General features: G+C 68.8%; 11 protein-coding genes. All 11 read left to right on the top strand.

The genetic code is table 11. The annotated features are described in order from the left end of the window. Positions 1 to 571 precede the first annotated feature (571 nt). Entirely contained in the window at positions 572 to 1,120 is a 549-nt protein-coding gene (infC, locus tag NLI01S_RS21760) for a translation initiation factor IF-3 (RefSeq protein ID WP_067607641.1), read from the top strand. Between the two features lie 166 nt (positions 1,121 to 1,286). Next, positions 1,287 to 1,481, top strand: coding sequence for a 50S ribosomal protein L35 (rpmI, locus tag NLI01S_RS21755; RefSeq protein ID WP_067607638.1), 195 nt, complete (start codon positions 1,287 to 1,289; stop codon positions 1,479 to 1,481). Between the two features lie 170 nt (positions 1,482 to 1,651). Beyond that, complete coding sequence (rplT, locus tag NLI01S_RS21750) at positions 1,652 to 2,023, top strand: 50S ribosomal protein L20 (protein WP_067607635.1); 372 nt, start codon at positions 1,652 to 1,654, stop codon at positions 2,021 to 2,023. A gap of 25 nt (positions 2,024 to 2,048) precedes the next feature. After that, positions 2,049 to 2,870: a TrmH family RNA methyltransferase gene (locus tag NLI01S_RS21745; RefSeq protein ID WP_067607632.1), complete on the top strand. Its 822-nt coding sequence runs from the start codon at positions 2,049 to 2,051 to the stop codon at positions 2,868 to 2,870. A 518-nt stretch (positions 2,871 to 3,388) separates the two neighbouring features. After that, complete coding sequence (locus NLI01S_RS21740; RefSeq protein WP_067607629.1) at positions 3,389 to 4,525, top strand: PAS domain-containing sensor histidine kinase; 1,137 nt, start codon at positions 3,389 to 3,391, stop codon at positions 4,523 to 4,525. A 234-nt stretch (positions 4,526 to 4,759) separates the two neighbouring features. Continuing rightward, positions 4,760 to 5,878, top strand: coding sequence for a phenylalanine--tRNA ligase subunit alpha (gene pheS / locus NLI01S_RS21735; protein ID WP_067607626.1), 1,119 nt, complete (start codon positions 4,760 to 4,762; stop codon positions 5,876 to 5,878). Then, positions 5,878 to 8,367 (top strand): phenylalanine--tRNA ligase subunit beta, encoded by a 2,490-nt coding sequence (gene pheT / locus NLI01S_RS21730; protein WP_067607623.1) that lies wholly within the window; start codon positions 5,878 to 5,880, stop codon positions 8,365 to 8,367. The genes pheS and pheT overlap by 1 nt, the downstream gene beginning before the upstream one ends. 479 nt (positions 8,368 to 8,846) lie before the next feature. Continuing rightward, complete coding sequence (locus tag NLI01S_RS21725; RefSeq protein WP_067607620.1) at positions 8,847 to 10,073, top strand: aminotransferase family protein; 1,227 nt, start codon at positions 8,847 to 8,849, stop codon at positions 10,071 to 10,073. Positions 10,074 to 10,264: 191 nt separating this feature from the next. After that, the gene (locus NLI01S_RS21720) at positions 10,265 to 10,756 is read left to right on the top strand and encodes a MarR family winged helix-turn-helix transcriptional regulator (RefSeq protein WP_067607617.1); all 492 of its coding nucleotides are present in this window, start codon (positions 10,265 to 10,267) and stop codon (positions 10,754 to 10,756) included. Between the two features lie 161 nt (positions 10,757 to 10,917). Then, positions 10,918 to 12,366 carry an NAD(P)/FAD-dependent oxidoreductase gene (locus tag NLI01S_RS21715; protein WP_067607614.1) on the top strand — a complete coding sequence of 483 codons (1,449 nt, stop codon included), beginning with the start codon at positions 10,918 to 10,920 and terminating at the stop codon, positions 12,364 to 12,366. Positions 12,367 to 12,503: 137 nt separating this feature from the next. Then, positions 12,504 to 13,532: an N-acetyl-gamma-glutamyl-phosphate reductase gene (gene argC / locus NLI01S_RS21710; RefSeq protein ID WP_067607611.1), complete on the top strand. Its 1,029-nt coding sequence runs from the start codon at positions 12,504 to 12,506 to the stop codon at positions 13,530 to 13,532. The last annotated feature ends 13 nt before the right edge of the window (positions 13,533 to 13,545 follow it).

Here is a 13,545-nt window from a genome sequence, read left to right as displayed (position 1 = left end):
GGGCACTAGTGCCGGCGGTGCCGGTAACGCCCATAGGTACTACTTCGAGGTGTGGACATACCGATATCCCCACCCCGCCCGACAACCCCCAAGAGCCAGAGACCCCGGGCGCCCCACCAGCCGCCCGCCCCGGCCACCTCCACCCCCTGGAATCTCTCATCTAGGCGGTTCGAGCGCCTCGGAGTGCTGATACAATCGAGTTAAATCGACTTCGTTCCCCCGTGCTCAGGCGCGGTGGAACCGCAAGCGGAGATGATCCTCCCACCTGCCGAGCCTCGCTCGTGTGGGTCTTCGGTCGGATGGCGAGTGCTTGACCGTCACCCCTGGGCTGTAGTTTCGGCCCTGGTGCGTCGCGCCTTCGTCTTCATCGTCCGATCGGATCGCCCCGCTTGCACACGCTGGCGGGGTTTTTGCTTTGCACGGACCCCGGAGCGGGCGGGTGGCCTGAAAGCGCGGGCGACCCGGTCGAACAGGTCGACCACCCAGTGGTGGCCGACCGGTCCCAGGTAATCCGAGAAAGCTAGGGAGGGGTCTCATCAGCGCCGAGCCCCGCATCAATGACCGTATCCGGGTGCCCGAGGTCCGACTTGTCGGGCCCAACGGTGAGCAGGTAGGAATCGTCTCCGTGCCGGACGCCCTGCGTCTGGCCCAGGAGTCCGACCTCGACCTCGTCGAGGTCGCGCCGACCGCGCGCCCGCCGGTCGCCAAGCTGATGGACTACGGCAAGTTCAAGTACGAGTCCGCGGTCAAGGCCCGTGAGTCGCGCAAGAACCAGTCGAACACGATCATCAAGGAGATCAAGCTCCGCCCGAAGATCGACCCGCACGACTATGAGACCAAGAAGGGTCACGTCGTCCGGTTCCTCAAGGGTGGGGACAAGGTCAAGGTGACGATCATGTTCCGCGGTCGCGAGCAGTCCCGCCCCGAACTCGGGCGCAGGCTGTTGGCGCGTCTGGCCGAGGACGTCCAGGATCTCGGCATGGTCGAGTCCCAGCCCAAGCAGGACGGCCGAAACATGGTCATGGTGATCGGTCCGCACAAGCGGCGTTCCGACCACAAGGCCGAGGCCCGTGCGGCGGCCGGGGACAAACCTCGCCGCGAGAGCAGCGACCAGGCCTAGGTAGTCCCTCACCGTCCGGCCGCCTACGAGACGGCCGGACGGTGAGGTGGGCTGTGCGCGAACAGCCCACGATGCACAGGCGTGCGAGACCCGCCTAGCGCGGAACAATCGCGACATTCGTCCCCGGGGCGGATGCCGCGCCGACGGAGTAGGAGACGACGGCGACATGCCGAAGAACAAGTCCCACAGTGGAGCCAAGGACCGTTTCAAGGTCACCGGTTCCGGCAAGATCATGCGCCGCCGTGCCAACAAGAACCACATCCTTGAGCACAAGACCTCCAAGCGCAAGCGCAAGCTGAGCAACGAGGCCGAGCTCTCCCCGGCCGACACCAAGAGCATCAAGAAGCTCCTGGGCCGCTAGGCAACGGCAGTACCTGAGCCCTTCTCGACAGTGCCCCGCGTGTCCGACCCGGTCGGTTCGCTCTGAGCGCTCGAAGGGCGACCACCTGAAGCGAACACGGCCGCCGGGCCAGTCCTGGCCGGACCGGTCGGCGCGCCGTGCGCGCCGGAAGAACCTATGAGGGAGTCACTGTGGCACGCGTGAAGCGGGCTCTCAACGCCAAGAAGAAGCGCAAGGTCGTTCTCGACCGGGCCAGTGGTTACCGCGGGCAGCGCTCGCGCCTTTACCGCAAGGCCAAGGAGCAGATGCTCCACTCGATGACCTACTCCTACCGGGACCGCAAGGACCGCAAGGGGCAGTTCCGTCGTCTGTGGATTCAGCGCATCAACGCCGCCTCCCGCGCTCACGGCCTGACCTACAACCGTCTCATCCAGGGTCTGAAGCTGGCCGAGATCGAGGTCGACCGTCGCATCCTGGCCGACCTGGCCGTCAACGACGCCGCCGCCTTCGCCGTCCTGGTGGAGAAGGCCAAGCAGGCCCTGCCGGCCTCCGCCGCGGCCTAGTCACGGCGAGACGAGACGGGTAGCGATGGCGAGCCACGAGTTCACGAGCGTCCGGTCACCCAGGATCAAGGGGGTTCGGCGGCTCGCCAAACGCACCTTCCGCCAGCGTGAGAGGCGCTTCCTCGCGGAGGGCCCTCAGGCTGTGCGGGAGGCGCTCGCCGCGGTGAACGGCGGTGGGCGCGGCGTTCTCGAGGTCTACGCCACGGCGGAGGCCATGCAACGCCACATCGACCTGATGGACGCCGCCCACACGGCCGGGGTCCCCACGCATCAGGTCAGCCTGGACGTGATGTCCGAACTGGCGCAGACCATCACCCCGCAAGGGGTCATCGCGGTCTGTGAGTTCGTCGACGTCCCCTTGGAGAAGGTCACCGACGTGCGGTTGGCCGTCGTCCTCTCCCACGTGCGCGACCCCGGCAACGCCGGAACGGTACTGCGCACCGCCGACGCCGCGGGGGCGGACGTCGTCGTCTTCACGGACGCGTCCGTGGACCCCTACAACGGCAAGTGCGTGCGTGCCTCCGCCGGAAGCCTGTTCCACCTGCCGGTGGTGGTGGGCGTACCGGTCGCCCGGGCGATCGACTTCCTGAACGAGGCGGGCGCCAAGGTGTGGGCCGCCGACGGCGGGGGCGACAAGGACCTGCACCAGGTCGCCGACGCCGGTGATCTCGACGGTCCGGTCGGCTGGGTCTTCGGCAACGAGGCCTGGGGACTGCCGGAGGAGACCGTCCGTCTGACCGACGGCGCGGTCAGCGTTCCGATCTACGGCGGGGCCGAAAGCCTGAATCTGGCCACGGCGGCAGCGGTGTGTCTGTACACGACAGCGCGCCAACAGCGGCGCTCCTGAAACATCCCGACCCCGGTCGAGCGAACCCACGGATGATCACTCTCCGTGTTTGGAGAATGCTCCTGGGGTGTTCGGGGTTCCCTTGGTGTACACACTCGGTAACAGGTCATGGCAACCTCGCCGAATGCACGTGCACGAGCCTTGAGTGTCGATAGGGTCGGACCGGCACCACGGTGGCCATGCGGATTTCGCGTGTCCACCCTCACACGACCCGTGTCACGGGTAGAAGGGTGCGCCCGCCCGGCCCACACGGCAGGCTCGGCCACACGGTGTGAGCGTTCGGACGAGGACCGCGTCCGAGAGAGGTGCCCGTCCGCGACCGGTGGACGGGCATCGGTGTTCGTACGCTCGGACTCCCATCCGGGTACGCCTGGACGAGTGAGGCGTACCAGGTGGGAGAGCAGGGTAGACCTGCGGTGGTGTCCAGGGAGAGTCCGCTGAGGACGGACACCACCGATCACAGATCCGTGGCCCAGGACACCTGAGCCGCGGACCGTCGGAGGGGAGCTGGGAGAGGCGTGGGCAGCGGCCGGCAGGTGGATCGACCGGCGGAGGACTCCGACGGCGCGGCGGCGCGGTCAACGGATGAACCCGTCACCTCCGACCTCGACATCGTCGCCACCGGCGGCATCCCGTTGCACGCGGACGACCTGCCCGACGGCATCGTCGTCGCCGACGCCCGGGGGCGTGTCGTCCTTTTCAACACCCAGGCCGCCCAACTCGTCGGCGTTCCCGTCACCTCCGCGCTCGGCCGCGACTTCCGCACCGCCCTGCCCCTACGAGGCCTGGACGGACACGACTGGTGGGAGGCCAGCGACCCCTACGGTGGGGACCGCGACCGCACCCGCCAGATCGAACGGGTCCTGTGCCTGCCCGACGAACGCGAGGTCCTCGTCGCGGCCCGCTACGTGCGAGCCCGCCCCGGAGGTGACCTCGTCCGCCTCGTGATCAGCCTCAGGGACGCCTCCGCGCGGGCCGAGCGCTCCCGCGCCGACCTGGTCTCCGAGGTCGCCCACGAACTCAGGTCGCCCCTCACCAGCGTCAAGGGTTTCACCTCCACGCTCCTGACCAAGTGGGAACGGCTCACCGACAAACAGAAGCTGTTCATGCTGGAGACCGTGAACGCCGACGCCGACCGCGTCACCCGCCTCATCCACGACCTCCTGGACGTCTCCCGCATCGAGTCGGGACGCCTGGAGGTGCGCCGGCAGGTCGTCGACCTGCCCGAGGCCGTCCGTCGAGTGGTCTCCGGGCGGGTCGCCTCCGGTGAGTCGGAGGAGCGTTTCCGGGTCGAAACGCACGGGGACCTGCCCCAGATGTGGCTGGACCACGACAAACTCGAACAGATCCTCGCCAATCTCGTGGAAAACGGGGTGCGGCACGGCGCTGGTACTGTCAGTATCGTGATCGAGCCGTGTGAAGGAGGAGCAGCGGTGTCGGTGCGCGACGAAGGCCAGGGCATAGCGCCCGAGACCATTCCGCGCGTCTTCCGCCAGTTCTGGCGCAGCAAGCGCCGTGGTGGCACAGGACTCGGACTGTTCATCGTCAAGGGTCTCGTGGAGGCCCACGGCGGCACGATCACCGTCGGCCGCGCCCCCAACGGTGGCGCAGAGTTCCGATTTACCATGCCCGCCGGGACACCCGAGTTCGTCTGATCCCTCAGACTCTTCGGCCCCGGTGGGCGCACGCGGTCCCGCCCCGTCATCCCATCGTGGATTCCGTCCGGCGCGGCCCGTCAACCCTGGGCTTGCTGTGACACCTGGGCCGGCTTCGCACCCGGCCCGCGGTAACCCCGTGCTTCTTCCTGTCGGCTTGGTCCGCCCCCGCGCGGACCCGTGACCACCGCCCGCCTCCGCCTCGCGCGGACGCGGTGACGGCGAGGCAACCACATGTCTGCACCGAACAATTCCTTCGACCCGGTCGAGGTGACCCCCCTGCACCCCGACGAGGTCGCCCGCATGCGCGAGGAGGCGTTGGCCGCCATCGAGGCCGCCGCCGACCTCGCCGAACTCAAGGAGGTCCGGCTCGCCCACGCCGGAGACCGTTCCCCACTGGCCCTGGCCAACCGTGAGATCGGTGCCCTGCCACCGGCCGCCAAGGCCGAGGCCGGCAAGCGCGTGGGCGGCGCCCGCCGCGACGTCGGGCAGGCCGTCAAGGCCCGCCAAGCCGTCCTGGAGGCCGAGCGCGACGAACGTGTCCTCGTGGAGGAACGCGTCGACGTCACCCTGCCCTGGGACCGCGCTCCTCGCGGCGCCCGGCACCCGTTGACCACGGTCGCCGAACGCATGGCCGACGTGTTCGTCGGCATGGGATTCGAGATCGCCGAAGGCCCCGAGGTCGAGGCCGAGTGGTTCAACTTCGACGCCCTCAACTTCCAGCCCGACCACCCCGCGCGCACCATGCAGGACACCTTCTTCGTGGAGGGACCCGAGGGCGGGGAGTCCGGCATGGTCCTGCGCACCCACACCTCCCCGGTGCAGGTGCGTTCCCTGCTCACCCGTGAGCTTCCGGTCTACGTCGTCGCGCCGGGAAAGACCTTCCGCACCGACGAGCTCGACGCCACCCACACCCCGGTCTTCCACCAGCTCGAAGGCCTGGTGGTCGACAAGGGAATCACGATGGCGCACCTGCGCGGCGCCATCGACACCTTCGTCGAGTCCTTCTTCGGTGAGGCGTTGCGGACCCGCTTCCGCGCCTCCTACTTCCCGTTCACCGAGCCCTCCGCAGAGGTCGACATGGAGTGCTTCGTGTGCCGGGGCGCGTCGATGGGAGACCCCGACGCACCGTGCCGCACCTGCTCCAGCGAGGGCTGGATCGAGATCGGCGGCTGCGGCGTGGTCAACCCACGGGTGCTGACCGCCGCCGGGGTGGACCCCGAGGTCTACAGCGGATGGGCCTTCGGCCTGGGAGTGGAACGAACACTGATGTTCGCGCACGGTGTGCGCGATATGCGCGACATGGTCGAGGGTGACACGCGTTTCACCTCGGCGTTCGGGAGTGAGATCTGATGCGTGTTCCCCTGACCTGGCTACGCGAGTACGTCGAGCTTCCCGCCGACGTCACCGCCCGCGAACTGGCCTCCCGCCTGACCCTTGCGGGTCTGGAGGTCGAGACCGTCGACGAGCTCGGCGCCGACCTGACCGGCCCGATCGTCTTCGGCCGTGTACTGGAGATCGAGGAACTCACCGGCTTCAAGAAGCCCATCCGCTACTGCAGGGTGGACGTCGGCGGGGCCAACGGCACCGGTGAGCCCCAGGAGATCGTCTGCGGTGCCCGCAACTTCTCCGAGGGAGACCTGGTCGTCGTCTCCCTGCCCGGCGCCGAACTGCCCGGCGGGTTCAAGATCGGTGCGCGCAAGACCTACGGCAAGATGTCCGCCGGGATGATCTGCTCGGCCACCGAGCTCGGCCTGTGGGAGGACCACACCGGCATCGTCGTGCTGCCCGAGGGATTCGGTGCGGTGGGCGAGGACGCCATCGCCGCCCTCGGTCTGCGCGAGGACGTCCTCGACATCGCCGTCACCCCGGACCGCGGCTACGCCCTGTCGATGCGCGGCGTGGCCCGCGACGTGGCGGCCCTGTACGGGGTCGACTTCCACGACCCCGCCGAGATGAGTATCGACGAGCCCACCGGGGAGGGCCACCCCGGTGCCATCGCCGACTCGGCCCTGGCCGACCGCCTCGTGCTGCGCGGCGCCACCGGCTTCGACCCCGAGGCGCCCACCCCGCTGTGGATGAAGCGCCGCCTGCACCAGGGCGGGGTACGCCCCGTCGCCCTGGCCGTGGACGTCACCAACTACGTGATGCTCGAACTCGGCCAGCCGCTGCACGCCTGGGACCGTGACCGGCTCGACGGCACCGTCACCGTGCGCGCCGCGGAGGCGGGCGAGAAGCTGGAGACCCTGGACCACGTCCAGCGTTCCCTGGACGTCGACGACATCGTCATCGCCGACGAGTCCGCCGCCCAGGCGGTGGCCGGCGTCATGGGCGGAGTCGACACCGAGATCGGGTCGACCTCCAGCTCGGTGCTGGTGGAGTCCGCGCACTTCGAACCACGCCACATCGCCCGTGCCTCGCGCCGACACCAGCTCTCCTCGGAGGCCTCGCGTCGCTTCGAGCGTGGCATCGACTCTCAGGTGCAGCTCGTCGCCGCCACCCGCGCGGTCCGGTTGCTGGCCGAACTGGGCGGCGCCACGGTGGAGTCGGCCTACACCCACGTCCACCACCCGTCCGAGCCCACCACCATCGCGGTGCGCACCGGGCACGCCGGGTCCGTGGCCGGGATCGACTACCCCGAGGGCACCACCGAGAAGTGGCTGCGCGCCATCGGGTGCTCCTACGAGGCCGACGGCGACGTGCTCATGGTGACCCCGCCGTCCTGGCGGCCGGACCTGACCGAACCCAACGACATCGCCGAAGAGGTCATCCGTTTCGAGGGGTACGAGAACATTCCCTCGATCGGTTTCAAGGGATCCGGTCGCGGACTCACCGAGAGCCAGCGGCTGCGTCGGGCGGTGGGCCGTACCCTGGCCGCCACCGGCTACAACGAGGTACTGGCCTACCCGTTCGTGGGCGAGCGCGACCTCGACGGGCTCCAGCTGACCGCCGACGACCCCCGTCGTGACAACGTGCGCCTGGCCAACCCGCTCAACGACGAGGAACCGCTGCTGCGCACCACGCTGCTGCCGGGGTTGTTCAAGGCCTTGGCGCGCAACGTGGGTCGTGGCCTGACCGACGTCGCCCTGTTCGAGATGGGCCTGGTCTACCGGCCAAGGCCCGGGGCCGGACGCGCACCGCTGCCCCCGGTGGACCGTCGCCCGAGCGATGAGGAACTGGCCCGCATCGACGCGGCCCTTCCCGAGCAGCCGCGCCGGGTGGCTGTGGTGCTCACCGGGGCCGCAGAGCACACCGGCTGGTGGGGTCCGGGACGACAGGCCTCCTGGGCCGACGCGATCCAGGCCGCCCGTGACGTCGCTCGCGTGGCGGGTGTGGGGTTGGAGGTCGAGGCCGATGCCCTGGCGCCCTGGCACCCGGGGCGTTGCGCGGCCTTGTACGTGAGGGTGGGTGGCGAGCGGGTGCTCGTCGGACACGCCGGTGAGCTGCACCCACGTACGGTCAAGGCGTTCTCGCTGCCCGAGCGCACCGCCGCCATGGAGCTCGACCTCGACCGGATCGAGAGTGCCCGCACCAAGGTCTCCGCGCCCGAGGTCCGCACCTACCCGGTGGCGACCCAGGACGTGGCCATGGTGGTGGACGAGTCCGTCCCGGTCGGCGACATCGGCTCCGCCCTGGCGGAGGGCGCCGGTGAACTCCTGGAGAGCGTGCGCCTGTTCGACGTCTACACCGGTGAGCAGGTGGAGGAGGGGCGTAAGTCCGTCGCCTTCGCGCTGCGCTTCCGCGCCGGTGACCGGACCCTGACCGCGGAGGAGGCCGGAGCGGCCCGCGACGCGGCCGTGGCCCTGGCCACCGAACGCACCGGAGCGGTTCTGCGCGACTGACCTCGGCGACACGCCGTTCACGCGTGGGCGGGGCGGGCTCTCTCGGAAGAGAGACCCGCCCCGCCTTTTGTGCCAGAACGGTGCCCCGATCTTCAACGGAGTTTCTCAGAGTCGCTCGGAACCCCCGTAGGTTTGCGAAACGTCCGATGAGTGACCCCGGATTCCAAGATTTTTTTGGGCCTGTTTTTCCTGCACAGCAGGGGTTTTGGGGGTCATGGCCGGGGGTAGCAGGCATGAAGTTTGTGTTTCGGGGCATGAGCCTTCGTTTTGGCTCTTGCTGAGAAGCGGGTCGACAAATTAGCCTGCAATCACCTGACACAACCTGGGCGCCCGGGTAAGGGGTCGGATCCGTTTTCCACTGCGCGTTTTCGCGCACGTCACGGCTCGGAGGTCGCCATATGACCGAAACGGTTGTCTCGTCCGCGCTCACTCCCAAGGAACACCGGGAGCCCAGCCGTCTCTGGCATACCTTCTGCGATATGAACACCGTGGCCAAGGGCCCGGAGTTCGTGGTGGCCCGCGCCGAGGGCGTGTGGCTGTGGGACCGGTCCGGAGACCGCTACCTCGATGGCACGGCCAGCCTCTGGTACTGCAACGTCGGGCACGGTCGCACCGAGATCGCGGACGCGGTCCACCGCCAGATGAACACGCTGGACGCCTACACCATCTACGGGGACTTCGCCAACGAACCCGCCCTGGAGCTGAGCGAACGCCTGGCCGCGCACGCTCCGATCGAGGACCCGCGCACCATCCTCACCTGTGGAGGAGGGGAATCGATCGACACCGCCGCCAAGCTCGCCCGTAGCTACTGGGCGGCGCTGGGGCAGCCCGACCGGCAACACCTGATCAGCCGCACCGGCGGCTACCACGGCCTCAACGGCTTCGGTACCAGCATCATCGGGATGGAGCGCTTCCGCAGCGGGCACGGTCGCCTCATCGAGGACACCTCCGTGATCCCGCACGACTCCGCGGCCGCGCTGGAGGCGGAGATCCTTCGGGTGGGGGCCGACCGGGTCGCCGCCTTCTTCGCCGAACCCGTCATCGGGGCCGGCGGCGTGTTCCTGCCGACGGACGGATACTTCACCGAGGTCGCGCGGATCTGTCGCAAGTACGGTGTGCTGTTCGTGGTGGACAGCGTCATCTGTGGATTCGCGCGCATGGGCAACTGGTTCGGGATCGAGCGCTTCGGAGTGAGCCCGGACATGATCGTCTTCGCCAAGGGCGTCTCCAGCGGATACCTGCCACTGGGCGGGGTCATGGTCAACGGCAGGGTGGCCGACCCGTTCTGGAACCAGGAGGGTCACCCCTTCCTGCACGGCACCACCTACGCCGGCCACCCGTCCGCCTGCGCGGCGGCCTTGGCCAACCTGGACATCCTGGAGCGGGAGGACCTGTTCACGGTCTCTCGCGAGGTGGAGACGCACCTGGACTCGGCGCTGCGCGGACTGGCCGACCACCCACTGGTGGCAGAGGTCCGCTCCGGTGTCGGGGTGATGGGCGCGGTGGAACTCACCGAGGAGGCGCTCACCGAACGGGGGATCACCACGGCGGAGGTCTTCGCGGAGGCCCGTACCCGAGGGGTGATCGTACGCCCGATTCCCAGGGCCCTGTTGGTCTCGCCTCCACTGGTGATCACCTGGGAACAGATCGACCACATGGCCAACACCTTGGCGGCGTCACTGGACGCCGTGATGGCACGACACTGACGACGGGAGCCCGGGTGGGCTCCCGTACACGGGTCAGGCACCCGCCCGTCGGCGCGAGCGCGCCGACGGGATATTTATTTTTCTAGGAAACTACTGTCCCTGACTGCTATATTCGAGTAATATTTACTCGGAAGATATTTCTCTGGGGTGTGGCCTGATTCGTGCGCCCTGGGCGACGAACTGGGGGACAGATGACCGCGCAACCGATCGACGGCGTCGAGAACACACAGAGCGAGAACCGTCCCAGCGACGACGACCTCATCACCGCATGGGGGTTGGTCTCCGAGGCGATGCACTCCATCGAGCCCAAGCTCCTGAGGGGGATAACCCCCGACGGCAAGGACATGGCCGGTCCCTGGTTCGAAGTGCTCATCCGGCTTCAGCGCACCCCCGACCACCGGTTGCCGATGAGTCGCCTGGCCCGCGAGGTCAGTCTCAGCACCGGTGGCTTCACCAAGCTCGCCGACCGGCTGGAGAAGGAGGGCTACCTGGTGCGGAACAATTGCGCCGAGGACCGACGAGTCGTCTACGCCACCCTGAGCGAGAGCGGGTTGGCCTTCATCAGCGCCGCGCGCGACAAGCACGTCGAACGACTGCACGAACACGTGCTCGCCCCGCTGGGGGGCGAGGGCGTTCGACAACTCGCCACCATCGCGCGTACGCTCCGTGACAGTTCGAGCTGAGGGTCTCAGAACTCTGCGTAGTCGAATCCCCGTTCAAATGGCTCGGGATCCTCTCGAATGTGCAGAAAACATCCCACGCATGGTCGTTACCCATGTAGGTTGGCCAAAGGCCAGGGCCCAGCGCGGGGTGGGTCGGTGGCACGGATGTTCCGGGGGGAATCATGAGGCTTTTCACCACTGCTGCCCAGCTGAGGCCGATTCCCCGGTCCACGCGTTTCGCCAACGGAGGCGTCTCCCATTGGTTCCGTGACACCGGATCGCCTCAACGTCGAGACCCCCTCTCGGGCGACGCCGACTACGACGTTTGCGTGGTCGGAGCCGGTTACACCGGCCTGTGGACCGCCTACTACCTGAAGAAGGACCAGCCCGACCTGCGTGTGTGCGTGGTCGAACGCGAGTTCGCCGGCTTCGGGGCGTCGGGTCGTAACGGAGGGTGGCTTTCGGCCGAGTTCGCCGGTTCACGGGAGAGCTACGCACAGTCACACGGCAAGTCGTCCATGGTCGCCCTCCAACGCGGCCTGATGACCACCGTCGACGAGGTGCTCTCGGTCCTGGAGACCGAGGGCATCGACGCCGACCAGGTCAAGGGCGGCATGTACCTGGTCGCCGGCAACGAGGCCCAGCGCATCCGCCTCCAAGGGCACATCGAGTACCTCCAGGACTGGGGCTACTGGCCCGACGACTTCCACATGGTCGACCCCGACGTGACCCCCCGCATCGCCGTGCGCGACGCCGTCGCCGCCGGCTACACGCCGCACGCCGCCCGCCTGCACCCGGCCAAGCTGGTCACCGGGCTGGCGCGCGTGGTGGAGGACCTGGGCGTGGAACTGTTCGAGGGCACCACGGTCGAGGAGATCCGCCCTCGCCAGGGCGCCGAACGCCCCGCCGTGGTCACCGACCACGGCACCGTGCGGGCCGACCACGTCGTCCGCGCCACCGAGGGCTTCACCGGAACCCTGCGCGGTCAGAGCCGCAAGTGGCGCCCCATGCGCTCGTCGATGATCGTCACCGAACCCATTCCCGACGCATTGTGGAAGGGGATCGGTTGGGAGGGCGGCGAGGTCCTCGGCGACGCGGCGCACGCCTACGTCTACGCTCAGCGCACCGCCGACGGGCGCATCGCCGTCGGCGGTCGAGGCGAGTCCAAGCGGCCCGGAGCCTCCCCGGTGGACGAGGGCGTCACCCAACCACAGGCCATCGTCGAACTGTGGCGCGCCCTGACCCGTATGTTCCCCGAGGTCTGCGACGTTCCGGTCGAGCACGCCTGGTCCGGGGTGCTGGGGGTGCCCAAGGACTGGTCGCCCACCGTGCAGCTGGACGCAGAGTCCGGCCTGGCCTGGGCCGGTGGCTACGCCCACAGCGGTGTCTCGATCAGCAACCTGGCCGGGCGGACCCTGCGCGACCTCGTCCTGGGGCGCCGCACCGACCTGACCCGGCTGCCCTGGGTCGGCCACGAGGCCGGCGGTTGGGAGCCCGAGTCGCTGCGCCGGGTCGGCACCCAGCTCGTGAACGGCCTGTACCGCACCGCCGACCGCCGCGAGTTCCGTTCCAGCGGCAAGGGCAACACCTCGCGTCTGGCGGGTATCGCCACTCGCATGCCCGGCCGCTGATCGGAGTTCTTCGGGCGGCGCGGGGTGACCGTGTCACCCATGTCACGTGAGCGATGGTGGCCACCCTCGAACCTGGTTGCATAAACTTGCAAGGGCATGCATGATGGTCCAATCCATTTCGAAGAGGGGGTCTCACCATGGGATACACAGCGGCGATCGCCGGGGCCAGCGGCTACGCCGGAGGTGAGCTGCTGCGCCTGCTCCTGGGACACCCCGAGATCGAGATCGGAACCGTCACCGCCGGCGGCAACGCCGGCACCCCCCTCATCCAGCACCAGCCCCACCTGTTGCCGCTCGCGGATCGGATCCTGGCCCCCACCACGATCGAGGAACTGCGCGGTCACGACGTCGTCTACCTCGCCCTGCCGCACGGCCGGTCCGCCGACATCGCCCGAGAACTCGGCGACGACGTCCTCGTGGTCGACTGCGGCGCCGACTTCCGCCTCGACGACGCCGCCGCCTGGGAACGCTTCTACGGCACCCCCCACGCCGGAACCTGGCCCTACGGCCTGCCCGAGCTCCCCGGTCGGCGGGAACGGCTCACCGACGCCCGCCGGGTCGCCGTCCCCGGCTGCCACGTCACCGTCGCCACCCTCGGGCTCTTCCCCGGTCTGGCCGAACAGCTCGTCGAACCCGACCTGACCGTGGTCGCCGTCACCGGCACCTCCGGCGCGGGCAAGGCGCCCAAGCCCAACCTGGTCGGCAGCGAGATCATGGGTGCGCTCAGCCCCTACGGGGTCGGCGGTGCCCACCGGCACAACCCCGAGATCATCCAGAACCTCACCTCCGTCACCGGAGAGCCGGTCGGCCTGTCCTTCACTCCGGTCCTGGCCCCGTTGCCCCGCGGCATCCTCGCCACCTGCACCGCGCCCCTCAAACCCGGCGTCACCGTCGACCAGGTCCGTGCCGCCTACGAGACCGCCTACGCCGACGAACCCTTCGTCCACCTGCTGCCCGAGGGCACCTGGCCCAACACCGCCATGACTCTGGCCGCCAACACCACCCTCGTGCAGGTCACCGTGGACGCCGAAGCCGGCCGCATGGTCGCCGTCGCGGCCCTGGACAACCTCACCAAGGGCACCGCCGGTGGCGCCATCCAGAGCACCAACCTCGCCCTCGGTCTCCCCGAGACCACCGGACTGCCGCTCGCCGCGGTCGCGCCCTGAGGAAAGGAGACAC

The sequence above is a fragment of the Nocardiopsis listeri NBRC 13360 genome, from assembly GCF_001570765.1.
Classification (GTDB): Bacteria; Actinomycetota; Actinomycetes; order Streptosporangiales; family Streptosporangiaceae; genus Nocardiopsis; species Nocardiopsis listeri.
The sequence above is the reverse complement of the archived record's forward strand: the minus strand, read 5'-3'. Positions and strand labels throughout refer to the sequence as shown.